The sequence below is a fragment of the Stenotrophomonas sepilia genome (assembly GCF_003244875.1).
GTDB lineage: Bacteria > Pseudomonadota > Gammaproteobacteria > Xanthomonadales > Xanthomonadaceae > Stenotrophomonas > Stenotrophomonas sepilia.
Genome location: NZ_LXXZ01000036.1, coordinates 1 through 25,930, shown reverse-complemented (window position 1 = coordinate 25,930; position 25,930 = coordinate 1). Strand labels below are relative to the sequence as shown.

The 25,930-nt window shown below is 68.4% G+C and carries 22 protein-coding genes; 8 read left to right on the top strand and 14 right to left on the bottom strand.

Translation table 11 applies throughout. From position 1 onward, the window contains the following. Positions 1-35 precede the first annotated feature (35 nt). Positions 36-788: an SDR family NAD(P)-dependent oxidoreductase gene (locus A7X97_RS06250; RefSeq protein WP_005420523.1), complete on the top strand. Its 753-nt coding sequence runs from the start codon at positions 36-38 to the stop codon at positions 786-788. 99 nt (positions 789-887) lie between these two features. On the opposite strand, the gene A7X97_RS06245 is transcribed toward A7X97_RS06250, so the two are convergent. From A7X97_RS06245 to A7X97_RS06230, 4 genes are all read right to left on the bottom strand, one after another. Further along, positions 888-1,775, bottom strand: a complete 888-nt coding sequence (locus A7X97_RS06245) for an SPOR domain-containing protein (protein ID WP_111007694.1) — start codon at positions 1,773-1,775, stop codon at positions 888-890. Positions 1,776-1,796: 21 nt separating this feature from the next. Then, entirely contained in the window at positions 1,797-3,485 is a 1,689-nt protein-coding gene (gene argS / locus A7X97_RS06240; protein ID WP_072168704.1) for an arginine--tRNA ligase, read from the bottom strand. A gap of 113 nt (positions 3,486-3,598) precedes the next feature. Continuing rightward, positions 3,599-4,303, bottom strand: a complete 705-nt coding sequence (gene radC, locus A7X97_RS06235) for a RadC family protein (RefSeq protein ID WP_014035697.1) — start codon at positions 4,301-4,303, stop codon at positions 3,599-3,601. A 70-nt stretch (positions 4,304-4,373) separates the two neighbouring features. Then, on the bottom strand, positions 4,374-5,000 hold the full coding sequence (locus tag A7X97_RS06230; protein WP_072168702.1) for a response regulator: 627 nt from the start codon (positions 4,998-5,000) through the stop codon (positions 4,374-4,376). A gap of 199 nt (positions 5,001-5,199) precedes the next feature. Here A7X97_RS06230 and coaBC point away from each other — a divergent pair, with 199 nt between their 5' ends. From coaBC to A7X97_RS06215, 3 genes are read left to right on the top strand one after another with little or no spacing between them, the layout of a single operon-like run. After that, entirely contained in the window at positions 5,200-6,489 is a 1,290-nt protein-coding gene (gene coaBC, locus A7X97_RS06225) for a bifunctional phosphopantothenoylcysteine decarboxylase/phosphopantothenate--cysteine ligase CoaBC (protein WP_061478746.1), read from the top strand. Next, positions 6,486-6,959, top strand: coding sequence for a dUTP diphosphatase (dut, locus tag A7X97_RS06220; protein ID WP_061478745.1), 474 nt, complete (start codon positions 6,486-6,488; stop codon positions 6,957-6,959). Before coaBC ends, dut begins: the two co-directional genes overlap by 4 nt. Positions 6,960-6,971: 12 nt before the next feature. Continuing rightward, positions 6,972-9,320: a phosphomannomutase/phosphoglucomutase gene (locus A7X97_RS06215; RefSeq protein ID WP_111007693.1), complete on the top strand. Its 2,349-nt coding sequence runs from the start codon at positions 6,972-6,974 to the stop codon at positions 9,318-9,320. 96 nt (positions 9,321-9,416) lie between these two features. Here the strand turns inward: A7X97_RS06215 and A7X97_RS06210 are convergent, their stop codons facing one another. The 8 genes from A7X97_RS06210 to pyrE all read right to left on the bottom strand — a co-directional run bounded on the left by A7X97_RS06210 (position 9,417) and on the right by pyrE (position 18,915). After that, positions 9,417-10,130, bottom strand: a complete 714-nt coding sequence (locus A7X97_RS06210) for a response regulator transcription factor (protein WP_005420506.1) — start codon at positions 10,128-10,130, stop codon at positions 9,417-9,419. Then, on the bottom strand, positions 10,111-12,771 hold the full coding sequence (locus A7X97_RS06205) for a sensor histidine kinase (protein ID WP_072168700.1): 2,661 nt from the start codon (positions 12,769-12,771) through the stop codon (positions 10,111-10,113). Before A7X97_RS06205 ends, A7X97_RS06210 begins: the two co-directional genes overlap by 20 nt. 51 nt (positions 12,772-12,822) lie before the next feature. Further along, positions 12,823-13,473: a potassium-transporting ATPase subunit KdpC gene (gene kdpC / locus A7X97_RS06200; RefSeq protein ID WP_111007692.1), complete on the bottom strand. Its 651-nt coding sequence runs from the start codon at positions 13,471-13,473 to the stop codon at positions 12,823-12,825. Beyond that, complete coding sequence (kdpB, locus tag A7X97_RS06195; RefSeq protein WP_088497602.1) at positions 13,470-15,527, bottom strand: potassium-transporting ATPase subunit KdpB; 2,058 nt, start codon at positions 15,525-15,527, stop codon at positions 13,470-13,472. Before kdpB ends, kdpC begins: the two co-directional genes overlap by 4 nt. A gap of 10 nt (positions 15,528-15,537) precedes the next feature. Beyond that, positions 15,538-17,247, bottom strand: coding sequence for a potassium-transporting ATPase subunit KdpA (kdpA, locus tag A7X97_RS06190; RefSeq protein ID WP_088497601.1), 1,710 nt, complete (start codon positions 17,245-17,247; stop codon positions 15,538-15,540). A 12-nt stretch (positions 17,248-17,259) separates the two neighbouring features. Beyond that, on the bottom strand, positions 17,260-17,352 hold the full coding sequence (locus A7X97_RS06185; protein ID WP_005407770.1) for a potassium-transporting ATPase subunit F: 93 nt from the start codon (positions 17,350-17,352) through the stop codon (positions 17,260-17,262). 221 nt (positions 17,353-17,573) lie between these two features. After that, positions 17,574-18,236 carry a hypothetical protein gene (locus A7X97_RS06180; protein ID WP_088497600.1) on the bottom strand — a complete coding sequence of 221 codons (663 nt, stop codon included), beginning with the start codon at positions 18,234-18,236 and terminating at the stop codon, positions 17,574-17,576. Positions 18,237-18,255: 19 nt separating this feature from the next. Next, on the bottom strand, positions 18,256-18,915 hold the full coding sequence (gene pyrE, locus A7X97_RS06175; protein WP_005420471.1) for an orotate phosphoribosyltransferase: 660 nt from the start codon (positions 18,913-18,915) through the stop codon (positions 18,256-18,258). A gap of 161 nt (positions 18,916-19,076) precedes the next feature. Between pyrE and A7X97_RS06170 the strand changes: the two genes are divergently transcribed. The 3 genes from A7X97_RS06170 to A7X97_RS06160 all read left to right on the top strand — a co-directional run bounded on the left by A7X97_RS06170 (position 19,077) and on the right by A7X97_RS06160 (position 21,487). Then, positions 19,077-19,877, top strand: coding sequence for an exodeoxyribonuclease III (locus A7X97_RS06170; protein ID WP_005420469.1), 801 nt, complete (start codon positions 19,077-19,079; stop codon positions 19,875-19,877). Beyond that, entirely contained in the window at positions 19,874-21,178 is a 1,305-nt protein-coding gene (locus A7X97_RS06165; protein ID WP_049413991.1) for an AmpG family muropeptide MFS transporter, read from the top strand. The genes A7X97_RS06170 and A7X97_RS06165 overlap by 4 nt, the downstream gene beginning before the upstream one ends. A 78-nt stretch (positions 21,179-21,256) precedes the next feature. Beyond that, entirely contained in the window at positions 21,257-21,487 is a 231-nt protein-coding gene (locus A7X97_RS06160; RefSeq protein WP_005420465.1) for a hypothetical protein, read from the top strand. Positions 21,488-21,561: 74 nt separating this feature from the next. On the opposite strand, the gene A7X97_RS06155 is transcribed toward A7X97_RS06160, so the two are convergent. Together A7X97_RS06155 and A7X97_RS06150 are read right to left on the bottom strand one after the other, a co-directional pair. Next, positions 21,562-22,689 carry an anhydro-N-acetylmuramic acid kinase gene (locus tag A7X97_RS06155; protein ID WP_088497599.1) on the bottom strand — a complete coding sequence of 376 codons (1,128 nt, stop codon included), beginning with the start codon at positions 22,687-22,689 and terminating at the stop codon, positions 21,562-21,564. A gap of 65 nt (positions 22,690-22,754) precedes the next feature. Beyond that, on the bottom strand, positions 22,755-24,227 hold the full coding sequence (locus A7X97_RS06150; RefSeq protein WP_088497598.1) for a M23 family metallopeptidase: 1,473 nt from the start codon (positions 24,225-24,227) through the stop codon (positions 22,755-22,757). Positions 24,228-24,394: 167 nt separating this feature from the next. On the opposite strand from A7X97_RS06150, the gene tyrS reads away from it, so the two are divergent. Continuing rightward, a complete protein-coding gene (gene tyrS / locus A7X97_RS06145; RefSeq protein ID WP_088497597.1) occupies positions 24,395-25,606 on the top strand; it encodes a tyrosine--tRNA ligase in 1,212 nt (403 codons plus the stop codon). The last annotated feature ends 324 nt before the right edge of the window (positions 25,607-25,930 follow it).

The window sequence follows — 25,930 nt, the reverse complement described above, 5'->3', positions numbered from 1 at the left end:
AATGGGCGTCCGGTTTTTCCCCCTGGAGTTGCCTGATGACCCGCACTGTCCTGATTACCGGCGCCACGTCCGGCTTCGGCGCCGCCGCCGTCCACCGCTTCGCCCAGGCCGGCTGGAAAGTGATCGCCACGGGCCGCCGCAGCGAACGCCTGCAGCCGCTGGTCGAGCGCTACGGCAAGGACGTGGTGCACGCCGCCGCCTTCGACATCCGCGATGCGGTGGCGATGGAGGCGGCCCTGCTGGCGCTGCCGCCGGCCTTTGGCGAGATCGACCTGCTGGTCAACAACGCCGGCCTGGCGCAGGGCACCGCGCCGGCACAGAGCGCCACGCTGTCGGACTGGACCACGATGATCGACACCAACATCACCGCGCTGGTGACCCTGACCCATCGCCTGCTGCCGCAGCTGGTGGAGCGCAAGGGCGCGATCATCAACATCTCGTCGGTGGCCGGCGTCTACCCGTACCCGGGGGGCAACGCCTACGGTGGCACCAAGGCCTTCGTCAGCCAGTTCTCGCTGGGCCTGCGTTCGGACCTGCACGGCACCGGCGTGCGCGTGACCACGATCGAGCCGGGCATGGCCGAAACCGAATTCACCGTGGTACGTACCCATGGCGATCAGAACGCCTCGGACAAGCTGTACAGCGGCGCCAACCCGATGACCGCCGAAGACATCGCCGAGCAGATCTTCTGGGTGGCCAGCCTGCCGCCGCACCTGAACATCAACCGGCTGGAGCTGATGCCGGTCAGCCAGTCGTTCGCCGGATTCCAGGTCGCCCGCGAGGGCTGACCGGAGTCGTAATCGCTTTTTGTAGAGTCGAGCCATGCTCGACTCTACAGAAACAAGAAAGCCGGGCACTGCCCGGCTTTTTCATTCACATCGGCAGGCTTACTGCGCCTTGATCGCCATCGCCTGCAGGCCGGTGCCATCCAGCTTCTGCTTGGCTTCGGACAACTCGCCGGCACTGCCGTACGGGCCCATGCGCACGCGGTACACGGTCTTGCCGTTGATCTGCGCCGACTCCACGCGTGCCGCCAGGCCCATCATGGCGAGCTTGGCCTTGGTGGCTTCGGCGTCACCGGAAGCACCGAAGGCTCCTGCCTGCAGGATGTAGCGGGCGTTGTCGGCGGCCGCCGGTGCAGCAGCGGATGCCGGCGGTGCCGACGCGGCGGGCGCGCTTTCCGCGCGCGGCGCTGGAGTGGCGGCCGCCGTGCTGGCCGACGGGGTTGCCGCGGTCGGGCGCTCGTTCAGCGGTGCCGGCAGCGGACGGTTGGTCGCGGTTACCGGCGCAGTGCTTGCGACGCTGGCCGTTGCGGGCGGTGCCGGCGTGGCCGTACTGGCCGGCGGTACCGGCTTGCCCTCCAGCGCGGCCTGCGCGCGCGACGCTTCGGCCTTGGCCCGGCGCTGATCCTCGGCGCGCGCGCTGGCGGCCAGTTCGGCGTCGGACATTTCCACTTCCTTGCCCGGCAGCAGGGTGTAGAAGTCGTACTGCGTCGCGGCGGGCTTCTCCGGTTCGGCCGGCTTCGGCGTGGCCGGCTGCGCGGCCGGCTGGCTGCCGACATCGCTGTCGGCATCAGCGACCGGGGCCGGCTGCGCGTTCGGGTTCGGCTGCGGACCGGCACGCAGGAAGCCATCGCCTTCGCCCTTGAACAGGTTCGGCGCCGCCAGGAACACCACGGCGGCGATCGCCACACCGGCCACCAGCCACACCCATCCGGGGGTGCCCTGGCTGCTGCTGTTGCGTCGTGCCTGGGTTTTGCCGCGTCGTGCTGCCATGTGTACTGCGTCTCCTGATGCTTACATTTTTTCCGGGGCACTCACGCCCAGGAGTTCGAGGCCGTTGGCCAGCACCTGGCGCGCCGCGCAGGCCAGGGTCAGCTTGGCGTTGCGATCGGTGGCGTCGTCCACCAGCACCGGCGTCCCGTGATACCACGTGTGGAAGGCATGCGCCAATTCACGCAGGTACTGCGCCACCAGGTGCGGCTCCAGCGCCACGCCGGCCGCTTCCACCACTTCCGGATACCGCGAGATCTCGTTCATCAGCCCCAGCGAGGCATCGTCGGCCAGGCGGCCCAGATTGGCCAGGCCATTGCCCTGCTCGTACACAAGACCCTTTTCCTGGGCCTGGCGCAGCAGGCTGCAGACGCGGGCGTGCGCGTACTGCACGTAGAACACCGGATTGTCGTTGCTCTGCTGGCGGGCCAGGTCGATGTCGAAGGTCAGCTGCGAATCGGGCTTGCGCGCGATCAGGAACCAGCGGGTCGCATCGCGGCCGGCCTCCTCGATCAGGTCGCGCAGGGTGAAATAACTGCCGGCACGCTTGGACAGCTTCACTTCCTCGCCGCCGCGCATGACGGTGACCATCTGGTGCAGCACGTATTCCGGCCAGCCCTGCGGGATGCCCACTTCCAGCGCCTGCAGGCCGGCGCGTACGCGCGCCAGCGAGCCGTGGTGATCGGCACCCAGTTCGGTGATCGCGCGCTCGTAGCCGCGCTGCCACTTGGACAGGTGGTAGGCCACGTCCGGTACGAAGTAGGTGAAGGTGCCGTCGGACTTGCGCATCACGCGGTCCTTGTCGTCACCGAAATCGGTGCTGCGCAGCCACAGCGCGCCGCCTTCCTCGTAGGTGTGCCCGGAGGCCTGCAGCTTGGCCACGGCCTCGGCGACCTTGCCATCGGTGTACAGCGAGCTTTCCAGGAAGTAGATGTCGAAGTCGACGCCGAAGGCGGCCAGGTCCAGGTTCTGCTCGTTGCGCAGGTAGGCCACGGCGAAGCGACGGATCGACTGCATGTCGTCCGGGTCCTTGGCGCCGACCACCAGCGTGCCTTCCAGGTCAACGCTGGCGCCGGCCATGTAGGCGCGGGCAACATCGGCGATGTATTCGCCGCGGTAGCCGCCTTCCGGCCAGCCTTCCTGGTCCGGCGCAATGCCCTTCACGCGGGCCTGCACCGACAGCGCCAGGTTCTCGATCTGCACGCCGGCGTCGTTGTAGTAGAACTCGCGCTTGGCGTTCCAGCCGTTGGCATCGAGCACGCGGGCCACGCAGTCGCCGATCGCCGCCGCGCGGCCATGGCCGACATGCAGCGGGCCGGTCGGGTTGGCCGACACGTACTCCACGCCCACCGTGCGGCCGTTGCCGGACAGGTTGCGGCCGTAGTCGTGGGCTTCCTTGATGACCGACGCGGCTTCGCGCTGGTACGCAGCCGGAGCCAGGTGGAAGTTGATGAAGCCGGGGCCGGCGATCTCGACCTTGCTGACGTCCTCGCTGCGCGGCAGCGCCTCGACCAGCGCCTGAGCCAGTGCGCGCGGATTGCTGCGCGCGGCCTTGGCCAGCAGCATCGCGGCGTTGGTGGCGAAGTCGCCATGGTCACGGGTCTTCGGGCGCTCGACCACGAAGTCCGGCGGCAGGGAGTCGGCGGGCAGGGTGCCATTGGCGCGCAAGGCTTCGATGCCTTGGCTGATCAGGGCGCGGAGGAGATTTTTCACGAGGCCTGCTGTGAGAATGAGCGGCGGAATCGCCCATTTTAGCGCAGATACCCGCGCCCACGCTGACCAGAACATGCCTGCGGGGGTACCTGCCCGGCCCTGGTCAGGCCCGCTCAGCCGAACAGGCGTGGCTGGGGCGGGGACAGCAGGCCCCGTTCAGCAAACGAAACGGGGCGGCCTTCGCCGACCACGAAGTGGTCCAGCAGGCGTACGTCCACCAGTGCCAGCGCCTGCTGCAGTTCATCGGTGATCCGGGTATCGGCGCCGGAGGGTTCCGGGTCGCCGGAGGGGTGGTTGTGGCTGAGGATCACCGCTGCCGCATTGTGCAGCAGGGCTCGCCGCACCACCTCGCGGGGGTAGACCGGGGCGGCATTGATGGTGCCCTGGAACAGTTCCTCGCAGGCGATCAGCCGGTGGCGGTTGTCCAGGAACAGCGCCATGAAGATCTCGCGGGCCTGGCCGCGCAGGCGGTGCTGCAGGTAGCGGCCGACCGCGGCCGGGTTGTTGCCGACCGCCTCGCCCTGCTGAAGCTCGGCGGCCAGGTAGCGATGGGCCAGTTCCAGGCCGGCGGCCAGTGCACAGCTTCGTGCCGGCCCCAGCCCCGGCAACCGGGCCAGCTCGCGGGCCGGGCGGTCCAGCAGCACGCGCAGCGGGCCATGCGCCTGCAGCAGGTCGCGGGCGGTCTGCACCGCGTCGCGTCCACCGAAGCCGGAGCCGAGAAACAGCGCCAGCAGCTCTGCGTCGGACAACGTGGCGGGGCCGCGGGCGATCAGCTTCTCGCGGGGACGTTCCTGCTCGGGCCAGTCATGGATGGGCATGCCTGCATCATCGCCAGCGCGGGTGATGCGTCCCATCAGGGCAGGACGCACGCCCGGGTAGGCTGTTGCCTCAGTCGCGTCGCGACTGCAGATAGGCGAACAGCTCCTGGTTGTTCTGCAGCCCCAGCTTGCGCTTGGCTTCGGCCTTCTGCCGGCTGATCGTTTTCGGGCTGCGGCCGCAGTGGACGGCGATGGCGTTCACTTTCAGCCCGGCGGCCAACAGGTCCAGCACTTCCTGTTCGCGGGCCGACAGCGCCGCCGGCTCACGCGCGAACATCAGGTCGCGCGCCTGCAGGTGGTCGCGCAGCTGCTGCGAGACGAACACCTGCCCGGCCATGGCCGCGTTCAGGGCCTGCGGCAACTCGCCGAAATCGGCGCACTTGTCGACCAGGCCACTGACACCTTCACGCAGCAGGCCATCGAGCAGGCCGGGGTGACGGGCGCCGGTAAGCACCACCACGGGCATGCCCGGGTGGCGTTCGCGCAGCTCAGCGATCAGTTCCGGGCCATCCGGGCCGGTGCCCGGCATGGAGAGGTCGGTCAGCACCGCGTCGCAGCCGTGGTGCTCGACCAGCTGCAGCAGCTGGGCGCCGTCACGCGCGCTGCCGACGACCTCCATCAGATGGGTCTGCAGCACGATGCGGATGCCGTGCAGGACGACGGGATGGTCGTCGGCGATGATGATGCGCGGGTGCACGCGGAATCCTCGAAAAGCGAAGCGGCACACCTGCGGTGGCCACTGACGATTCTGCAAACGTGGCCGGCCAACAGGTATAGGAAAGTTCCGAATCGCAGTGTCTTGAACCCCGGAAGCGTTGTGGCGCAAGTCCCATCTGCTGATAGCCGCCCGCTATGTGTGCCGTGTACCGGGACATTGCCGACCATCGGGTAAGCTAATGCCCTCGTTTGCACAGGAATTCCAGGTGGCTGACTCCCCCAACGCTTCCCCCGCGCCGGCCCGCGCGCTGGAAGGCCAGAAACTGCTGTTGTGCGTCGGAGGCGGGATCGCGGCCTACAAGGCCCTGGAGCTGGTGCGGCGCCTGCGCGATGCCGGTGCCCAGGTGCAGGTGGCGATGACCGCCGGTGCCCAGCAGTTCGTCACTCCGCTCAGCTTCCAGGCCCTGTCCGGGCAGCCGACCCGCACCACGCTGTGGGACAGCGCCGCCGAGCAGGCCATGGGCCACATCGAGCTGGCCCGCTGGGCCGACCGCATCGTGGTCGCGCCGGGTACCGCCGATCTGCTGGCGCGGCTGGCCCAGGGCCATGCCGATGACCTGGTCAGCACCCTGTGCCTGGCCAGCACCGCACCGCTGACGATCTGCCCGGCAATGAACCACCGGATGTGGCTGCATCCGGCTACCCAGGCCAACATCGCCCTGCTGCGCCAGCGCGGTGCGCAGGTGATCGGCCCGGTCGATGGCCCGCTGGCCGAAGGTGAATCCGGTCCCGGCCGGCTGGCTGAACCGGGCGACATCGTGGCCGCGCTGGTGGCCAATGGCGGTACCGCTGCGACGGTTGCCGCGCCGGAAACCCGTGCCCTGCAGGGCTTGCGCCTGCTGATCAGTGCCGGCCCGACCTACGAAGACATCGATCCGGTGCGCTACGTCGGCAACCGCAGCAGCGGCAAGATGGGCTTTGCCCTGGCCGCTGCCGCCGCCGCGCTGGGTGCGCACGTGGTGCTGGTCAGCGGCCCGGTCCAGCTGCCGACGCCACCGGGCGTGCAGCGCATCGACGTGCGCTCGGCCGCGCAGATGCGCGATGCCGTACTGAAGTCGCTGCCCGCCGACATCTATATCGGTGCCGCCGCAGTGTCCGACTACACCCCGCGCCAGGTCGCCGCGCAGAAGCTGAAGAAGACCGCCGACAGCCAGTCGCTGGTGATCGAGCTGGTGCGCACGCCGGACATCCTGGCCGAAGTCGCCGCGCAGACGCAGTCGCTGAAGCTGGTGGTCGGCTTTGCCGCCGAGACCCACGACGTGGAGAAATATGCACGCGGCAAGCTGATCGACAAGCGCCTGGACCTGGTGATCGCCAACCAGGTCGGCATCAGTGGCGGTGGTTTCGAGAGCGACAACAATGCCGCCACGGCCTTCTGGCAGGACGGTGAACAGGTATTCCCGGCCACGTCCAAGCGCGAACTGGCCGAACAACTGCTGGCGCTGATCGCGCGGAGACTCCAGGCATGACCCAGGCATCCCTTTCCCGGCCGCTGCAGGTCAAGCTGCTCGATCCGCGCTTTGGCGACAGCTGGCCGCTGCCGGCCTACGCCACCGAAGCCAGCGCCGGCATGGACCTGCGCGCGGCGCTGGATACCGCACTGACCCTGCAGCCGGGCGACACCGCGCTGGTGCCCAGCGGCCTGGCCATCCACATTGCCGACCCGAACCTGTGCGCGGTGATCCTGCCGCGTTCGGGGCTGGGCCATCGGCACGGCATCGTGCTGGGCAATGGCACCGGCCTGATCGATGCCGACTACCAGGGGCCGCTGCTGATCAGCGTCTGGAACCGTGGCCGCGAGGCCTTCACCATCGAGCCCGGCGATCGCATCGCGCAGCTGGTGGTGGTTCCGATTGCCCGCGTCAGCCTGCAGGTGGTGGATACTTTCACCGACAGCGTGCGGGGCACGGGTGGATTCGGCCATACCGGGGTGCGTTGACAGGGGACATCGATGAGCGGCATCGGGGAAGGACAGCGGGGACGGTCGTTGGGTCGCAGTGCACCACTACTGGGGGTGCTGCTGATCCTGCTGGCCGGCTGGTTCGGATGGAGCGCGGTGCAGCAATGGCGGCAGGAGGCCAACGGCCAGGCGCTGGAAGAAGCGCGCGACCAGGCCGTGCAGGGCCTGCAGCAGGCCGCTGCTGGCCAGTTGCAGCAGCTGCAGCAGCAGTTGAAGAACGATCGCGTGCAGCAGGCGCTGCAGGCCGGCGATGCCGCTGCAGCGGCGCTGGCCGTGCGCGAGAGCTGGACCGGGGTTGAGCAGGTCGAGGTGCTGACGGCCGATCTGGCCAACGCCTATGCCGATCCGGCCACCTTCGGGTATGCACGCCTGGCCCTGCTGGAAGCGGCGGTGGCTGAGGGCAAACCCAGCCTGCGCGTCGTCCGCGATGGTGGCAGCAATCGCCTGGGCCTGGCTGCGCCAGTGCAGCTGGGCAGCCTGGGGCCGGCCGTGATCTATGTCCGCCAACCGCTGCTGCGGCTGACCTCGCCGCTGGACCAGGTGCGTGCGCCGTCCGCAGGCTTCCTTGGCCTGCGCCAGGGTGGCTTCGATCTGGTCACCCAGGGCGACGCGGGCCTGTCCGAAAGCGCCGAAGCGCTGGCGCGCCCGGTTGCAGGCACGCCGCTGCGACTGGTCGCGTCGGTACCGAATGTCGACGCCGGTCCGCTGGGCCTGGGCGCGCTGGCCAGCGCCATTGTGGCGTTGCTGCTGGCGTTCATTGCCGTGTTGCTGGTGGTGGGACGTGACCGACTGCCGAAGTCGCTGCCCTTGCCACGCCGCGCCGCAGCGTCCGAGGCCGACCATGGCCCGACCCTGAGCGAGAGCCTGCAGCAGGCGCCGCCACCCGTGGCCGCTGTGACCGGCAGTGGCGATGCCGCGCCACCGCCGCCACCGCCGGTGCCGGCCGAGGAGCTGGCCGCCGGCATCTTCCGCGCTTATGACATCCGCGGCGTGGTGGGCAGTGAACTGACACCGAAGACAGCGGCGCAGATCGGCCAGGCCATCGGCACCGTGGCACTGGAGCAGGGCCTGCGCGAGGTGGTGATCGGTCGCGATGGCCGCCTGTCCGGTCCCGAGCTGACGGCCGGGCTGGCCGAGGGCCTGCGCCGTGCCGGCTGCGCGGTGATCGACATCGGCCTGGCGCCGACCCCGCTGGTGTACTACGCCGCCTTCCATCTGCGTACCGGCACCTGCGTGGCAGTCACAGGCAGCCACAATCCGCCCGAGTACAACGGCTTCAAGGTGGTCATTGGCGGCGAGACGCTGTCCGGCGATGCCATCACCGATCTCTACCAGCGCATCGTCGAGGGCCGCCTGGCGCAGGCCGCCGAGCCCGGTGACTACCAGCAGCGCGATGTCAGTGCCGACTACATCCAGCGCATCGCCGATGACGTGCAGCTGGACCGCCCGCTGAAGGTCGTGGCCGATGCCGGCAATGGCGTGGCCGGCGCGCTGGCGCCGCAGCTGCTGGAAGCGATCGGCGCCGACGTCATTCCGCTGTACTGCGATGTCGACGGCACCTTCCCCAACCATCATCCCGACCCGAGCGAACCGGCCAACCTGGAAGACCTGGTGCAGACGGTCAAGCGCTTTGGCGCCGATCTCGGCGTGGCCTTCGATGGCGACGGCGACCGGCTGGGCGTGGTGACCGGCGAAGGCCGGATCATCTACGCCGATCGCCTGCTGATGCTGTTCGCTGCCGATGTGTTGATGCGCAATCCGGGCGCGATGGTGATCTACGACGTGAAGTGCACCGGCAAGCTGTCCGACCATGTGCTGCGCAACGGTGGCAGCCCGCTGATGTGGAAGACCGGGCATTCGCTGATGAAGGCGAAGATGCGCGAGACCGATGCCGAGCTGGCCGGCGAGATGAGCGGCCACTTCTTCTTCAAGGAACGCTGGTTCGGTTTCGACGACGGTCTGTACGCCGCTGCGCGATTGCTGGAGATCCTGGCCCAGCGCGAGGAAACCCCGGACGAGGTGCTGGGCGAACTGCCGGAAATGGTCGCCACGCCGGAGCTGAAGGTACCGGTGGCCGACGGGACGCCGCATGCCCTGGTGGCGATGCTGGTGGCGGCGGCGCAGTCGCCGGACAACCCGTATGTGGGTGGCCGCCTGTCGACCATCGATGGGCTGCGCGTGGACTTCGCCGATGGCTGGGGCCTGGTGCGTGCCTCCAATACCACGCCGGTGCTGGTGCTGCGGTTCGAAGGCAACGACGAGGCCGCACTGGAACGCATCCAGGCCCTGTTCCGCAGCCAGCTGCAACCAGTGCTGGGCGACACCCCGCTGGGGTTCTGACCCCTTTGGAAGCTGCAGCAGAATGGGTAGTGCCGGCCGCAGGCCGGCAAGCCCATGAACCTCACACACCCTGCAGTTGCCGGCCAGCGGCCGGCACTACCCCTTGAACCGCAACCCCACGCCCGGCTCGGTGAACAGGTAGCGCGAATCCAGCGCCGAATCGCCCAGCTTGTGCCGCAGCTTGCCGACCAGGATGCGCAGGTAGTGGGTGTCGTGCTGGTGGGTCGGCCCCCAGATCTCCTGCAGGATCTGCGGCTGGGTCACCACCCGCCCGGCATTGCGCAGCAGCAGCGACAGCAGCGCGTATTCCTTGCGGGTCAACGCCACCGGTTCACCCTGCAGGGCGACTTCGCGACGCACCAGGTCCACGTGCAGGTGGCCATCGTCGAACACCGGCGGCGTGCCATCGGTCGGCACGCTGCGCGTGCGCAGCAGCGCCCGCACGCGCGCCATCAGCTCCTGCGTGCCGAACGGCTTGGTCACATAGTCGTTGGCGCCGGTATCCAGTGCGCGCACCTTCTCGGCTTCGCCGGCGCGCACGGTCAGCATGATCACCGGCACCTGGCTCCACTGGCGCAGCTGTTCCAGGACCTCATGGCCTTCCATGTCCGGCAGGCCAATGTCCAGGATCACCAGGTCCATGTCTTCGCTGGCGGCCAGCTGCAGGCCTTCCTGGCCGGTGGCGGCCTGCCGCACCTGGTAGCCCTGCGCGCGCAGGCTGATGTCCAGGAACCGGCGGATCTGGGTTTCATCGTCGATCACCAGCACGCGTGCGGCCGGCACGCTGGCATCAATCGGGGTCGGGCTCATCGTGGGAGGCTGGCTTGAGCAGGGGCAGGGTGATGCGGATCAGGGTACCGCGACCGTCGCGTCCGGGCAGCGCCTGCACGCTGCCGCCATGTGCGCCGATCATGCCCTGGCAGATGGTCAGGCCCAGGCCGGTGCCGTGGCGGCCCCGGTCGCCACGCTCGACGCTGTAGAACATGTCGAAGATGCGCGCGCGCTCGTCATCGGGAATGCCGGGGCCGGCATCGATCACGTCGATGCGCAGCTGGCCGTCCAGCTCGCGCGCCTGTACCTGCACGGCGGCGTCGGGCGGCGAGAACTTGGCCGCGTTCTCCATCACGTTGAACACGGCCTGTTCGACCAGCGCCGGGTGCACCCAGATCGGTGCCAGCGTGGCTGGGATGTCCAGCTCCAGCCGCACCTTTGGCTGGTAGCGCTGCAGGCGCCGTGCCGCCGAGCCGATCAGCTCGTCCACGCCGATCCAGTCGCGGTTGATCTTCAGCCCTTCATGACCCAGCCGGGTCATGTCCAGCAGATTCTGGATGTAGCGGTCCAGCCGTTCGCCCTCGACCAGGATGGTGTCCAGCAAAGCACGGCGATCGGCTGTATCCATGGCCGCACCGTAGCTGGCCAGGCTGTCGGCCGACCCGATCATCGCCGCCAATGGCGAGCGCAGGTCGTGCGACACCGAGGAGAGCAGCGCCGAGCGCAGCCGCTCGGTCTCGTTGCTGACGTGTGCCTGCTCCAGTTCCGCCACCAGCCGGGTACGCAGCGCGGCCTGTGCGATGTCATCGACCATCGCTTCGGCCAGCTGCCGCTGTTCGGGCAGCAGGCGCGCCTGTGCGCCGGGCAGGTACAGGCCGGCCACGCCGATCGCACGGTCTTCGCCGTCCAGCAACGGCAGGAACCACCATTGCGCACCGGCCAGGGTATCGGTGAAGCGCCCACTGGGCTGGCCGTGGCGCAGTGCCCAGTCGGCGGCAGCCAGGTCGGTATCGCCAGGCTGGTTGCGGCCACCGGCGGCGGTATCGGTGCCGATCCGCAGCCACGCCGGCACGTCCAGGGCCTGCTCCAGCGCATGCCGGCCCGCCTGTGCCACCTCGCCGTTGCCGGCCGCGCTGGCCAGCTGACGGCCCAGCTGCTGGCGCGCACGCGCATGGCGGTTGGCCGCACGCAGCGCAATCACCTGCATGCGCAGGCGCGAGGCCAGGCGCCCGGCCACCAGTGCCGCGGCCAGGAACAGGAACACGGTGATCACGCCCTGGCGTGCACCGATGGCGAAGGTGAAGCGCGGCGCGATGAACAGGAAGTTGTAGGCCAGGAAGCACAGGATCGCGGCCATCACCGCCACGCTGGCGCGCGTGCGTGCAGCCACCAGCACCACCGCGACGATGAACACCATCGACAGGTCGGCCATGCCCACCCAGTGTTCGGCCAGCCACGCCACCGCACAGGCCAGCGCGGTAGCGATCAGGGCTTGTGCCGGTTCATGACTGATACCGCGCATTGGCGGCAGCAGGCTCTCGCGGCGCGAGCGTGCGCGTGCCTGTGGCGTGCTGATGATGGTGATCTCGTAATGCGCGCCACGCTGGATCAGCTGCTGGGTCAGGGTGCGGTTGAACATCCGTGCCAGTGGACGTTCGCGGGTCCGGCCCAGCACCAGGGTCGACACGCCGTTGTGTGCGGCATGGTCGAGCAGGGCATCGGCGATGCTCGATCCATGCAGCAGTTCGGCGTCGCCGCCCAGCCGCCTTGCCAGCGCAAAGGCCGCATCGATCTCGCGCCGGGTCGCCTCGTCCTGGCGCCGGCCCTGCACGGTCACTACCGTCCACGGCGCGTCACGGCGCTCTGCGATGCGCCGCGCCACGCGCACCAGGTATTCGCTCTGGCCGCCCCCGTCGATGGCCACCAGAACGCCGCGACGCAGGGGCAGATTGCCTTCGCCACGCGCGGCGCGGGTTTCGCGCAGGCTGCTGTCGACGCGGTCGGCGGCTTCCTGCATCGCCAGTTCGCGCAGCGCGGTCAGGTTGGCCGGTGAGAAGAACGCCTGCAGTGCCTGTGCGGCCTGTTCGGGCACATAGACCTTGCCCTGCTGCAGGCGAGCGATCAGTTCGCGCGGCGGCAGATCGACCAGCACGATGTCGTGCAGGCGGTCGAGCACGCCGTCGGGCACGGTCTCGCTGACGCGTACGCCGGTGATGCGCATCACCACATCGTTGAGGCTTTCCAGATGCTGGATGTTGACCGTGGTCCAGACGTCGATGCCGGCGTCCAGCAGCTCCATCACATCCTGCCAGCGCCGCTCATGGCGGCTGCCGGGCGCATTGCGATGGGCCAGTTCATCCACCAGCACCAGCGCCGGATGCCGTGCCAGCACGGCATCCAGGTCCATCTCCTGCAGGGCATGGCCGTGATAGGCCACGTCCTTCAGCGGCAGCTGCGGCAGGCCCTCCAACAGGGCCTGGGTATCGGTGCGTCCATGGGTTTCCACCAGGCCCACCACCAGGTCGACGCCGCGGCGCAGCTGTTCCTGCGCGCGGGTCAGCATGGTGTAGGTCTTGCCCACGCCCGGCGCCGCGCCGAGGAACACGGTCAGCTTGCCGCCGGCTTCGCGTTGCAGGCCTTCAACCAGGGCATCGGCCTGGCGGGTACGTGCATCAGTCATGGGGGCCGCTGTCATGGCCACCATTGTGCGCGCAGCGGGTACAGCCCGGCATCACGGCGTCTTGGCTGCATGGTCCAGCGCGAAGTTCAGCGTCACCACGTTCACCCGTGGCTGGCCGAACAGGCCCCACTGGCGCCCTTCGGTATGGGCCTGCACCAGTGCCTGCACGCGCTCCACTGGCAGGCCACGGGCACGCGCTACGCGCGCCACCTGCAGCTGTGCGGCGGCCGGCGACAACTGCGGATCGAGACCGCCGCCGGACTGGGTTACCAGATCGGCCGGAACCTGCGCTGGCGCGACACCTTCCCGTGCAGCCACCGCAGCGGTGCTGGCAGCGACGCGCTCGGCCAGCGCGGGATTGCTGCGCGCCATGTTGGAACCGGCCGCGGCCATCGGGTCGTAGTTGGCCGCCGACGGACGCGCCTGGAAGTAGCCATCACCGGTGAACGGCTGCGCCAGCCACGCCGAGCCGCGCACCTGGCCGTTGCCGTCGCGCAGCAGGCTGCCCTCGGCCTGGGTCGGGTAGGCCAGGCCGGCGAAGCCGGTGGCGATGCCGGCGTAGACCGCGCCGGCCAGCAGCAGGGTAGCCAGGCCCAGGCCGATCGCCGGGCGCCAGCTTGCGCCATCCTGCAGGCTCGCCACGCGGGCCTCGGCTTTCTGTCCGCGGGGAAGGGAAGACGAAGTGGAAACAGTACGGTTCATGCGCCGAATACCAGGACAAGAAGGAGGTCGATCGCCTTGATCGCCGCGAACGGCAGCAGCACGCCGCCGAGGCCGTACACCAGCATGTTCCGGCGCAGCAGCGCCGTTGCGGTGGCCGGGCGGAAGCGCACGCCACGCAGGGCGAGCGGAATCAGGGCGGGAATCACCAGGGCGTTGAAGATCAGCGCTGCCAGCACCGCATTGCGCGGGCTCGACAGCTGCATCACGTTCAGTGCAGCCATGGCCGGAACCGCAGCGGCAAACAGCGCCGGCAGGATCGCGAAGTACTTGGAGACGTCGTTGGCCAGCGAGAAGGTGGTCAGCGCGCCACGGGTGATCAGCTGCTGCTTGCCCACCTCCACCACCGCCAGCAGCTTGGCCGGGTCCGAATCGAGGTCGACCATGTTGCCGGCCTCCTTCGCCGCCTGCGTGCCGGAGTTCATCGCCAGGCCGATGTCCGCCTGGGCCAGCGCGGGAGCGTCGTTGGTGCCATCGCCCACCATCGCCACCAGCCGGCCGCCGGCCTGCTCCTGGCGGATGCGCGCCAGTTTGTCCTCCGGGCGGGCCTCGGCGATGTAGTCATCGACGCCGGCTTCGGCAGCGATGGCAGCGGCGGTCAGCGGGTTGTCGCCGGTGATCATCACCGTGCGGATGCCCATCGCGCGCAGCTGCGCGAACTTCTCGCGCATGCCGTGCTTGACCACGTCCGACAGTTCGATCACGCCCAGCACGTGGCGACCCTCGGCCACCACCAGCGGGGTGGCGCCATTGCGCGCCACCTGCTCGACGCGACCGGCCAGTTCCGCCGGCACGTTGCCGCCCAGCGCCTGTACGTGGGCGCGGATCGCATCGGCGGCACCCTTGCGGATCTGCCGGCCATGTTCCAGGTCCACGCCGGACATGCGGGTCTGTGCACTGAACGCCAGGTACTCGGCATGGTCCGGCTCGGCGGTGGCGCAACCCTGCTCGCGCGCCAGGCGTACGATCGACTTGCCTTCCGGGGTCGGGTCGGCCAGCGAGGACAGCAGCGCCGCTTCACGCAGCTGGCTGGCGTCGATGCCGGCCAACGGATGGAAGTGGCTGGCCTGGCGGTCGCCGTAGGTGATGGTGCCGGTCTTGTCCAGCAGCAGCACGTCGACGTCGCCGGCCACTTCCACCGCCTTGCCCGACTTGGCCAGCACGTTGGCAGCCAGCGCACGGTTCATGCCGGCGATGCCGATGGCCGGCAGCAGCCCGCCGATGGTGGTCGGGATCAGGCATACCAGCAGCGCGATCAGCAGCAGCGGATCGACCTGCACGCCTACCGCCGCACCGATCGCCGGCAGCGTCGCCACCACCACCAGGAAGGTCAGCGTCATCGCTGCGAGCAACAGGGTCAGCGCGATCTCGTTCGGCGTCTTCTGACGGTTGGCACCTTCCACCAGCGCGATCATCCGGTCCAGGAAGCTGTGCCCCGGCTCGGCGGTCACCCGCACGATGATCTGGTCGGACAGTACTTTGGTGCCGCCGATCACGCCGGAACGGTCGGTACCGGCCTCGCGCAGCACCGGGGCGGATTCGCCGGTCACCGCCGCCTCGTTGATGGTGGCCAGGCCCTGCACGATCTCGCCATCGGCCGGCACCAGCTCACCGGCACTGACGATCACATGGTCGCCCGGGCGCAGCTCGGCGGCAGGTACCTGGGTTTCCGCAGCCCCCGGCTGCGGCGCGGCCAGACGGCGCGCCACCAGATCCTGGCGAGCGCGGCGCAGCGATGCGGCCTGGCCACGGCCACGCGCCTCGGCCACTGCTTCGGCGAAATTGCCGAACAACACGGTCACCAGCAGGATCGCGGTCACCGCCAGGCCGAAGCCCAGCGGCGCATTGCCGGTCAGTGTGACGATGGCGGCGACGATCGTGCCGGCCATCACCACCGCCATCACCGGGCTGCGCACCAGGTGCATCGGCGAGAGCTTGCGTACTGCTTCGACCAGCGCACGGCGCAGGCCGGCGCCATCAAGCAGCGCAGGGCGCGGGGCAAGGGAACTACGGGTGGAACTTGCGTGGGTACTCATCGGGGTGTCCTTAGTGCAGTCCCAGGCTGAGGTGGTCGGCGATCGGGCCGAGTACCAGCGCCGGCATGAACTGCAGCACGGTCAGGATGACGATCACCGAGACCAGGGTCAGGGCGAAGGTCGGGGTTTCGATCTGCAGGCTGCCGGCAGACTCCGGCGCCTGGCGCTTGGCGGCCAGCTGCGCGGCCACCACCAGCGGGATGATCAGCAGCGGGAAGCGGCCCAGCAGCAGCACCAGCGAGCAGCTCAGGTTCCACCACAGCGTGGCGTCGCCCAGCCCCTCGAAGCCCGAGCCGTTGTTGGCGTAGGCCGAGACGTACTCGTAGAACACCTGGCTGATGCCATGGAAGCCCGGGTTGGAGGTAGCGGCCAGCCCGGGCACGGCCAGGGTGATCGCGGTGAACACCAGCAGGGTGATCGGCTGCAGCAGCACCAGCAGGGCCAGCAGGCGTACCTGTGGCGTCTCCAGCTTGCGGCCGAACAGTTCCGGCGTACGTCCAGTCATCAACCCGGCCAGGAACACGCCCAGCAGCAGGTACACGATGAACTGCTGCAGGCCACAGCCGATGCCGCCCCAGATCGCGCTGACCAGCATGTTGACCATCGCGATGCCGCCACTCAGCGGCGCCAGCGAGTCATGCATGCCGTTGACCGACCCGTTGGAGACCTGGGTGGTCACCGCCGCCCACAGCGCCGTGCCGTCGGCGCCGAAGCGCACCTCCTTGCCTTCCATCAGCAGCGGCGTGGCGGCGCTGGCACTGTGCCCTTCGCTCCACACCATCGCGCCGGTGGACAGCAGCGACATGCCCAGCATGCAGCTGAACACCAGGGCGCCGAACCGGCGCCGGCCGGTGAATGCACCGATCATGAAGATCACCGCCATCGGCACCAGCAGGATGCCGACGATTTCCAGCGCGTTCGACAGCGGGGTCGGGTTTTCCAGCGGGAAGCTGCTGTTCGGGCCGTACCAGCCGCCACCGTTGGCGCCCAGCTGCTTGGCCGCGACCATCGCCGCCACCGGGCCCAGCGGCAGCTTCTGTCCGGCCATGCCGGCGCTGGCATCGATCGGCGTGGCCTGCGGGCCACCGGCCATCGTCGACGGCACGCCCTGGCTGGTCAGCAGCAGGGTCCACACCAGGCACAGCGGCAACAGGAAGCGCACGCACAGGCGCACCACGTCCACGTAGTAGTTGCCCACCGCCACCTGGCGGTCATCGCCGGTACTGGTGGCCGCCGCAGCCTGCGGCGCACGCGAGAACAACGCGCGCAGCGTGGCCACCGCCAGCGCCAGGCCCATCATCGGTGTCACCACCTGCAGGCCGGTGATGCCGGTCATCTGCGAGAGGTAGGACAGCTGCGCCTGGCCCGAATAGTGCTGCTGGTTGGTGTTGGTCAGGAACGAGATCATCGTGTGCAGCGCGGTGTCCCAGCGCATGTTCGGGATCTGGTCCGGGTTCAACGGCAACCAGGCCTGGGTCATGAACACCGCCTGGGTCAGTACGGCGACCACCACGTTGCTCAGCACGAAGGCCAGCACGTAGCCGCGCCAGGACATCGCGCGCGAGGGATCGACGCCGAACACCTTGTACAGCGGCTTCTCGATCCAGTTGAACAGCACGTCGGCCCTCATCGGCGTGCCGCGCATCACCCGCGCCAGGTACAGGCCCAGCGGCCACGCCAGCAACAGGCTGGCGGCAATAATCACAAGCATCTCGGTCATGGCAGGCTCCGCTCAGAACGACTCGGGCCGCAGCACGACATAAAGGAGATAGGCGGCGGCGACCAGCACCAGCACGCCACACAACAACGACAGCCAGGGGGACATTGCAATAGCGTCCTGGTGGAACCCCTCCACCTCAGGCCGTCATCGTCGTCCTGCCGCCCATAAACGCACTACGCGCCGGACCGTGCCGACGCGTAAAGAGTGCATAAATTCCGTGGGCCAAGCCGTAACCAGGCGCCGCCTACTGCACAGCCGGGCCCATGCTGGGCTGCTCTTTCCCAAGGCCACGCGGAGCCGAGCATGGGCTCGACTATACAAGCGAATCACGGCGCCTGGCTCGCTGGCGCCACGCCCTTCAGCTCGCGATAACGCTGCAGGGTGCTTTCAATTTCCGCCTTCAGCGCCTGCTGCTGCTGCAGGAACCCGGCCTGCAGGCGCTGCTGCGCCTGCAACTGCACGTGCCGCTGACGGATCGCCTCGGCCTGCTTGTCGGCCACCTTGCCGCCGGCCAGTTCTCGGTCACCGGCGGCCGACAGCAGCGCCACCAGCGACTCGCGCAGGCTGGTGACGTTGTACTCGGCCGTCTTCAGGTTGTTGTCCAGCACTTCCTGGCGCTCGGCGAACACCCGGCGCAGGTCGTCCTCGCTGCCATAGGTGGTCAGCATCGCCTGTTCGGTGCGCTGGCGGGTCTGCTCGGCCATCAGGTCCAGCTGCTGCTGCTGCGCCGCCGTGCTGGCGGCGGCACGCTCCTCGTCGGTCAACGCGCGCTGGACCTGCGCATTGCGCAGGCCGCTCTTCGCGTTGAACTCCTCGCGGGCGTGATTGACCGCATCGGTTGGCAGCGAATCGCTGCAGATCCGCTCCTTGCCCTCGTTCCAGCAATACAGCTTCTTCTCCACCTTGCCGCCGTCGCGCGACTGCGCCGGCACGGTGGACGGCACGGCCAGCAGCAGGCCGGCAAAGAGAACGGCAGGAACTCGGGACATGACCTTTCCCCTGGGTCGGTCAGCGGATCGAACGGACGCCGTACTGGGCCCGGTAGGCTTCCAGCGGCTGGCGGTAACCCACAAGTTCCGGGTTGCCGGAGGCGAAATCAAGCAGATCGGCCAGCGACGCCACGGCGATCACCGGAATCCCGGCCTCTTCGGCCACCGACTGCGCCGCCGAGCGGCGGTCGGTTTCCGAGGCGATCTCCTGGCGGTCCAGGGCTACCACGATGCCGGCTGGGGTGCCGCCGGCAGCGCGGATGATGCCCAGCGCTTCGCGGATCGCGGTACCGGCGGTGATCACGTCGTCGACGATCAGCACGCGCTTGCCATTCATGTCAGCGCCGATCAGCTGGCCACCTTCGCCGTGGTCCTTGGCTTCCTTGCGGTTGAATGACAGCGGCAGGTCGCGGCCGCGCTGGGCCAGCTCGCAGGCCATCGCGGTGGCCAGCGGGATGCCCTTGTAGGCCGGGCCGAACACCACGTCGTACTTGATCCCGCTGGCATCGATGGCATCGGCATAGCAGGCGCCGAGCTGGGACAGCAGCGAACCGGAGTCGAAACGGCCGGCGTTGAAGAAATAGGGGCTCAGCCGGCCGGACTTGAGGGTGAACTGGCCGAAGCGCAGGGCGTCGGCGGTCAGGGCCAGCTGCAGGAAACGGTGGCGGTGGTCGCTCATCAAAACTCGATTCATCTTCATTTGGAGCACAAATCCTAATCCAGCTGGGCGTTTCGCGCTCGTCCGGCCCCGCGTGAAGCCTGTCGCGGCGTTGCCTGGCGGACTGCGCAGCCCCACGGGCAACCGGTATGCTTGCCCGGTTTCCCGCCGCAGGTCCCCGCATGCGCATCATCAGTTTCAACGCCAATGGCATCCGTTCCGCCGCGACCAAGGGCTTCCTGGACTGGTTCCGGGCCCAGGACGCCGACGTCCTGTGCATCCAGGAAACCAAGGCCCAGGAAGACCAGCTGACCGACCCGATGTTCCGTCCGGATGGCCATCACTGCTTCTACCGCGACGCCATCACCAAGAAGGGCTACAGCGGCGTGGCGATCTACAGCAAGCGCGAGCCGGACCAGGTCATCACCTCGCTGGGCTGGGCCCCGTTCGACGACGAAGGCCGCTACATCGAGGCGCGCTACGGCAACCTCAGCGTGGTCTCCTTCTATATTCCCTCCGGCAGCTCGGGTGACCTGCGCCAGGGCTTCAAGTTCGAAGTGATGGAATGGCTGCGCCCGATCCTGGAGGAGTGGGCGCGCAGCGGCCGCGACTACGTGCTGTGCGGCGACTGGAACATCGTGCGTTCGGCGCTGGACATCAAGAACTGGAAGTCCAACCAGAAGAATTCCGGCTGCCTGCCGGAGGAACGCGACTGGCTCAACGCCCTCTGCGCCGACCACGGCCAGGCCACCGATGTCGCCGCCGGCCGCGGTTGGGCCGATGCCTACCGCCTGCTCAATCCCACCGGCGAGGACTACACCTGGTGGAGCAACCGCGGCGCCGCCCGCGCCAACAACGTCGGTTGGCGCATCGACTACCAGTTCATCACGCCGGGCCTGCGCGACAAACTGCGTAGCTGTTCGATCTACCGCGACGAGCGCTTCTCCGACCACGCCCCGTTCACCGTGGACTACGACCTGTGACCGAGGCCGCCACACCGGTCAGCTACAAGGGCTGGGCAGGCATCAAGCGCGCCTTCGGTACCCCGTCGGCGCTGACCATGGCCATGCTTGGCTTCGGCAGTGGCCTGCCGTTCCTGCTGATCGCTTCGCAGACGCTGTCCACGCGCCTGCGCGACGTCGGCCTGGACCTGGGCAGCATCGGCCTGATCAGCCTGGCCAGCTTCTTCTACCTGCTCAAGTTCCTGTGGGCGCCGCTGCTGGACCGCTATGCATTTCCGCTGCTGGGCGCGCTCGGCCGCCGCCGTTCGTGGCTGCTGGTATCGCAGGTGCTGGTGCTGGTCGGCCTGGTCGCACTGGCCTTCGTGCGGCCGGAAGAGGGCGTCTGGCCACTGGTGATGTGGGTGCTGGTGGCGTCGTTCGCTGGCGCCACCCAGGACTCGGCGGTCGATGCCTACCGTATCGAGATCGCTCCGCAGACCGCGCAGGCCGCGCTGGCGGCCACCTATACGCTGGGCTACCGGATCGGCCTGATCCTGGCCGGCGCCGGCGCGCTGTACCTGGCGCAGTTCGAAGGCTGGATCGTCGCCTACCTGGCGATGGCCGCGCTGATGCTGCTGCCGATCGTCACTACCCTGCTGTGCGCCGAGCCGGAGCGCCCGGCCACGGCGGTGCAGCGTCGCATCGATATCGCCGAAGCCTTCGTCCAGCCCATCTCCAGCTTCTTCAGCCGTAATGGCGTGGCGTTGGCATTGGTGCTGCTGGCCTTCGTCGGCCTGTTCAAGTTCCCCGATCAGGTGATCGGCGTGATGGCCGGGCCGTTCTATCTCGATTCGGGGTTCGACAAGGCCGACATCGCCACCGTGTCCAAGCTGTTCGGCGTATGGATGGGGATCGGCGGTGCGTTCCTGGGGGGTATTGCGGTGGCCGCATTCGGCTTCCGGCGCATGCTGCTGGTGGCCGCACTGGGCGTGGCGATGTCCAACCTCGCCTTCCTGCTGATGGCGCACAACCCAGGCAAGCTGTGGGCGTTCTATGCCGCGCTCAGTGCCGACAACCTGTTCCAGGGGTTCGCCGGCACCGTGCTGGTGGCCTTCATGTCGTCGCTGACCGACCGCAACTTCACCGCCACGCAGTACGCATTGCTGGTATCGCTGGCCAACCTGCCGGGCAAGTTCATCGGCGGTGTCTCCGGATACATCGTTGAGGCGACGTCCTACAGCACGTTCTTCATCCTCAGCTCGGTCACTGTGGTGCCGACCCTGCTGCTGCTGGCCTGGCTGTGGCCGCGGATCGCCGACCGCGGGCCGCCACCGGTCGCCTGATTGCCTGCCCGCCCGGACTGCGGGATCATCGCCCCCGACGCGCCGAGGGGGCGGTGCCTTGCGAACGGGGAAGTGAGCATGGCCGACGTTGTGCTGCGGGACCTGGACCCGCTGCTGCTGGAACGTATCAGACGTGTCGCGGTCGCCCGCGGCTGGACCCATGAACAGACCTGCGCCGCCTTGTTGGAGCAGGGCCTGTTCAGCAGTGAACTGGAGGTCCGCTCCGGTTTCGGCGATCCCGAAGTGGACGCCCTCTCCGATGCGATCGCCGCCTTGCAGGCCTTGCCCGCAGGGCAGGGCTTCGATTAGCGGCTTTGTAGAGGTAGAGCCGAGCCCACGCTCGGCTGCCCGGTGAATCCACGCCCTGCGTGGATGGCGCCACCTCACGCCAGGTGGATTGCCCCCAGGATCCGCGGCCCCGTCGCCCCGGTCACGCTCGGCAGGTTGCCGGCCAGCCCGTCCATCGTCCGCTGCGCCAGCCAGGCAAAGCCCATCGCCTCCACGTACTCCGGGTCCAGCCCGTGCAGCGCGCTGGACTCCACCTGCACCTCCGGCAGCCGCGCCGCCAGCCGCTTCATCAGCTGCCGGTTGCGCACGCCGCCGCCACAGACCAGCAGGCGCCGGGTCTGCGGCTGCTGCGCCAGCAGCGCGTCGGTCACGGTCGTCGCGGTCAGCTCCAGCAGGGTGGCCTGCACATCGGCAGCGGCATATTCGCCTTCCCCCATGTGCGCCTCGGCCCAGGCCAGGTGGAACTGCTCGCGCCCGGTGCTCTTCGGCGGCGGCAGCGCGAACCACGGGTCCGAACGCCAGCCGGCCAGCAGGCCCTCGTCCACCGCGCCACTGGCGGCATACGCGCCATCGGCATCGAAGGTACGGCCGGTGTGGCGCTGGCACCAGGCATCCATCAGCGCGTTGGCCGGGCCGGTATCGAAGCCGCGCACCGCGCCTTCGCGCGGGATCAGGGTCAGGTTGGCGATACCGCCCAGGTTGAGCACGGCACGGTCCTCGTCGGCGGCGCCCAGCATGCCGAGGTGGAAGGCCGGCATCAGCGGCGCGCCATGTCCCCCGGCCGCCACGTCGCGGCGACGGAAGTCGGACACCGTGGTGATTCCGGTCAGCTCGGCGATGCGGTTGCCGTCGCCCAGCTGCACGGTGAACGCCGGATCGGCCAGCGGGCGGTGGCGCACGGTCTGGCCGTGCGAGCCGATCGCGCGCACCTGGCTGCGATCCACGCCGGCTTCGGCCAGCAGCTGGTTGGCAGCCTCGGCGAAGTTGATCGCAATCCGCGCGTCCAGTTCGCCCAGCTCCTCCAGCGAATCCAACGGGCCACCTTCGCCCAGCGCCACCAGCCGCGCGCGCAGCACCGGTTCCCAGCGGGCGGTCAGGCCGTGCACGAAGCGGCAGCCACCGCCCGCGGGAAACTGCACCAGCGCGGCATCGATGCCGTCGGCGCTGGTGCCCGACATCAGGCCAAGGTACAGGGGGGCGTCAGCGTCGGCAGGTGTGTTCATGGCAGGCATAAAAAAAGGACGCGGCAAGCTTGTGCTGCCGCGTCCTTCTTCGTCAACGAAGGGGCTCAGCCGCGCTTGCGGCCGGTTGCCTGCTTGTCCTTGGCGCTGGCCACCTCGGTGGCGGCCTCGTCGCGGCTGGTCGGTGCCGGGCTGGCATCGGCGTAGATCAGCTTCTCCATGCCCTGGATGCGGGCCATCGCCGGCGCGGTCTGTGCGCGGAAGGCGACCAGCTCGGCGCCCTTCAGCGGCTCCGGCGGCGGCATGGTCACGGTCAGCGGGTTGCGGTGCTCGCCGTTGACGCGGAATTCGTAGTGCAGGTGCGGGCCGGTGGCCAGGCCGGTCGAGCCGACGTAGCCGATCACCGTGCCCTGGGCCACGCGCTGGCCGGTCTTGATGTTCGCAAAGCGCGACATGTGGCCGTACAGGGTGGTGTGGCCGCGACCGTGGTCGAGGATCACCACATTGCCGTAGCCGCGCTGCACGCCGGCGAACTGCACGCGGGCGTCGCCGGCGGCCATGATCGGGGTGCCGGTGCGCGCGGCGTAGTCCACGCCCTTGTGCATGCGCATCTTGCCCAGCACCGGGTGCTTGCGTGCGCCGAAGGTCGAGCTCAGCCGCGCGAACGGGATCGGCATGCGGATGAAGCTCTTCTTCAACGAACGGCCGTTGATGTCGTAGTACTCGGACTTGCCGTTGCGGTCGAAGCGGAAGCCGGAATAGGTCTTGCCCCCGGTGGTGAAGGTCGCCGCCAGGATCTTGCTGGTGTCCACCTTCTCGCCTTCGCGCCAGGTCTCGTCCATCACCACGCTGAAGCGGTCGCCCGGCTGCAGGTCCTTGGAGAAGTCGATGTCGTACTTGAAGATGTCGTCGGTCATCGTCGCGATCGCCGACGGCGACAGCCCGGCCCGGCGGGCCGCGGCATACAGCGAACTGGTGATCTCGCCGCTGGTGACCACGGTACGCGTGGAGGTCTCGCGCCGCGTCACCTGCTCCTTGATGTCATCGCCGGCCAGGCTCAGTTCCACCCGGTTGTCGGCGTCGCGATCGAAGCGGATGCTGCGCAGGTCGCCGGACAGCGGCATGTCGAAGGCGATCTCGGCGCCCGGGCGCAGCTTGGTCAGCGCCTCGCGCGCACCGGGGTGCTCCAGCACCCGGTGCAGGGTGCTGGCCGGAATGCCGGCTTTGTCGAACAGGTCGCTCAGGGTCTGGCCGCGCTGGATGCGCAGCACCTGCCAGCTGTCGCCCGGCACCTGCTGCTGGCGGGCCATGGTCAACGGCGGCAGCGGCAGCGCCAGGCTGGTGTGGCTGTCCGCGTAAGGCGCATCAATGGTGTGCGAGAAACCGGGGACGATCGTCGCCACCAGGGCGCCGATGGTCGCAAACAGGCTGGCGTGCATCCAATGGCGGCGGGTCCAGCGCTCATTGAAGGCGGCGGGAAGGTGTTGCCTGAGCTTCCGATGCAGGGCGTTGTCGTGCAGGACGTGAAGGCGTTCCTGGAAGCGCTGCTTGCGTGCGCGCCCTTGTTCGGAATTGTGCATCGGCGGTCTTTTCCTGGCGGCCCGGGAGCGCGGGCCTGATCGGCGGTTACCATAGACACCTGAGAAAACCGCGTCAAACCCTTGTGCCCATTGGCTTTTGTGAAGCCAATCGGGTTAACTTTGCTTTAACACCCCACACAAGAATCGGCGTTGCCGGGAGTAGTCACGTGTCCTCGATTGAAGAAGCCCTTGCCCTGATCGGCCGCGGTGCCGACGAGATCCTCAAGCTCGAGGATCTGCGCGCGCGCCTGCAGGAAGGCCGCCCGCTGCGGATCAAGGCCGGCTTCGACCCCACTGCGCCCGACCTGCACCTGGGCCACACAGTGCTGCTGAACAAGATGCGCCAGTTCCAGGACCTTGGCCACCAGGTCATTTTCCTGATCGGCGACTTCACCGGCATGATCGGCGATCCCTCGGGCAAGAGCCTCACCCGCAAGCCGCTCAGCCGCGATGACGTGCTGGCCAACGCCCGTACCTATGAGGAACAGGTGTTCAAGGTGCTGGACCGCAGCCGTACCGAAGTCCGCTTCAACTCGGAGTGGTTCGGCAAGATGGGCGCGGCCGACATGATCCGCCTGGCCGGGCAGCACACCGTGGCACGCATGCTCGAGCGCGACGACTTCGCCAAGCGCTATGCCGCCCAGCAGTCCATCGCCATCCATGAGTTCCTGTACCCGCTGGTGCAGGGCTACGACTCGGTGGCCCTGGAGGCCGACGTCGAGCTGGGCGGTACCGACCAGAAGTTCAACCTGCTGATGGGCCGTGGCCTGCAGGAACACCATGGCCAGAAGCCGCAGGTGGTGCTGACCATGCCGCTGCTGGAGGGCCTGGACGGCGTCAACAAGATGTCCAAGTCGCTGGGCAACTACATTGGTATCAGCGAGCCGGCCATCGACATCGTCACCAAGACCATGAAGGTGGACGACACCCTGATGTGGCGCTGGATCGAGCTGCTGTCCTTCGACATCAGCCAGGCGGAGGCCGTGCAGCTGCGCGAGCAGGTGACCAATGGCGACCTGAACCCGCGCGTGGTCAAGCTGCGCCTGGCGCGTGAGCTGGCGACCCGTTTCCACGACGCCGTGGCGGCAGAGCAGGCGATTGCCGGCTGGGAAGCGGCGGTGACCGGGCAGGGCGACATCACCCAGTTGCCGCTGCAGGATGTGGCGATCCCGGCCGAAGGCCTGCGTATTGCCGCGTTGCTGACGGCGGCCGGCCTGACCCCGAGCAACTCCGAAGCCAACCGCAAGCTCAAGGAGCGCGCGGTGAAGGTGGACGGTGAAGTGGTTGAAGACGGCCAGCAGGTGCTGCAGCCGGGCTTCGAAGGCCTGCTGCAGGTCGGCAAGCGCACCTTCGCCCGCGTGCGCCTGGTTGCTGGCTGAGAAGAAGGAAGGGCCGGCGCCAGCCGGCCCTTCCTTCTGCTCTTGTAGAGCCAAGCCCACGCTCGGCTGCTCTTCACGGGTTCCTGCCGCAGCGCGGCGCATGAACAGATGCAACATCCGGTGAAAAAAATCGCCACACCCCCTTCACAAATGATGGGAATGGGGACATACTTCTCCTCCCCCGTCGCAGGGGTCGCCACCAAGGGGCTTCAGCGACACCAGGGCGCCCACCACCGTCGAACGAAATAATCGAACGAAGGTGTTGACGGACTGAAAAAGTCTGGCATAATGGGTGGCTCGCTACGAAGGAAACTTCGCGGCATA

What these genes read in the sequence shown, in the direction of transcription:
- A7X97_RS06250 (WP_005420523.1), top strand. Translation starts at nt 36, where the DNA reads ATGACCCGCACTGTCCTGATTACCGGCGCCACGTCCGGCTTCGGCGCC.
- A7X97_RS06245 (WP_111007694.1), bottom strand. Translation starts at nt 1,775, where the DNA reads ATGGCAGCACGACGCGGCAAAACCCAGGCACGACGCAACAGCAGCAGC.
- radC (WP_014035697.1), bottom strand. Translation starts at nt 4,303, where the DNA reads ATGCCCATCCATGACTGGCCCGAGCAGGAACGTCCCCGCGAGAAGCTG.
- coaBC (WP_061478746.1), top strand. Translation starts at nt 5,200, where the DNA reads ATGCCCTCGTTTGCACAGGAATTCCAGGTGGCTGACTCCCCCAACGCT.
- dut (WP_061478745.1), top strand. Translation starts at nt 6,486, where the DNA reads ATGACCCAGGCATCCCTTTCCCGGCCGCTGCAGGTCAAGCTGCTCGAT.
- A7X97_RS06215 (WP_111007693.1), top strand. Translation starts at nt 6,972, where the DNA reads ATGAGCGGCATCGGGGAAGGACAGCGGGGACGGTCGTTGGGTCGCAGT.
- A7X97_RS06210 (WP_005420506.1), bottom strand. Translation starts at nt 10,130, where the DNA reads ATGAGCCCGACCCCGATTGATGCCAGCGTGCCGGCCGCACGCGTGCTG.
- A7X97_RS06205 (WP_072168700.1), bottom strand. Translation starts at nt 12,771, where the DNA reads ATGACTGATGCACGTACCCGCCAGGCCGATGCCCTGGTTGAAGGCCTG.
- kdpC (WP_111007692.1), bottom strand. Translation starts at nt 13,473, where the DNA reads ATGAACCGTACTGTTTCCACTTCGTCTTCCCTTCCCCGCGGACAGAAA.
- kdpB (WP_088497602.1), bottom strand. Translation starts at nt 15,527, where the DNA reads ATGAGTACCCACGCAAGTTCCACCCGTAGTTCCCTTGCCCCGCGCCCT.
- kdpA (WP_088497601.1), bottom strand. Translation starts at nt 17,247, where the DNA reads ATGACCGAGATGCTTGTGATTATTGCCGCCAGCCTGTTGCTGGCGTGG.
- A7X97_RS06185 (WP_005407770.1), bottom strand. Translation starts at nt 17,352, where the DNA reads ATGTCCCCCTGGCTGTCGTTGTTGTGTGGCGTGCTGGTGCTGGTCGCC.
- A7X97_RS06180 (WP_088497600.1), bottom strand. Translation starts at nt 18,236, where the DNA reads ATGTCCCGAGTTCCTGCCGTTCTCTTTGCCGGCCTGCTGCTGGCCGTG.
- pyrE (WP_005420471.1), bottom strand. Translation starts at nt 18,915, where the DNA reads ATGAGCGACCACCGCCACCGTTTCCTGCAGCTGGCCCTGACCGCCGAC.
- A7X97_RS06170 (WP_005420469.1), top strand. Translation starts at nt 19,077, where the DNA reads ATGCGCATCATCAGTTTCAACGCCAATGGCATCCGTTCCGCCGCGACC.
- A7X97_RS06160 (WP_005420465.1), top strand. Translation starts at nt 21,257, where the DNA reads ATGGCCGACGTTGTGCTGCGGGACCTGGACCCGCTGCTGCTGGAACGT.
- A7X97_RS06155 (WP_088497599.1), bottom strand. Translation starts at nt 22,689, where the DNA reads ATGAACACACCTGCCGACGCTGACGCCCCCCTGTACCTTGGCCTGATG.
- A7X97_RS06150 (WP_088497598.1), bottom strand. Translation starts at nt 24,227, where the DNA reads ATGCACAATTCCGAACAAGGGCGCGCACGCAAGCAGCGCTTCCAGGAA.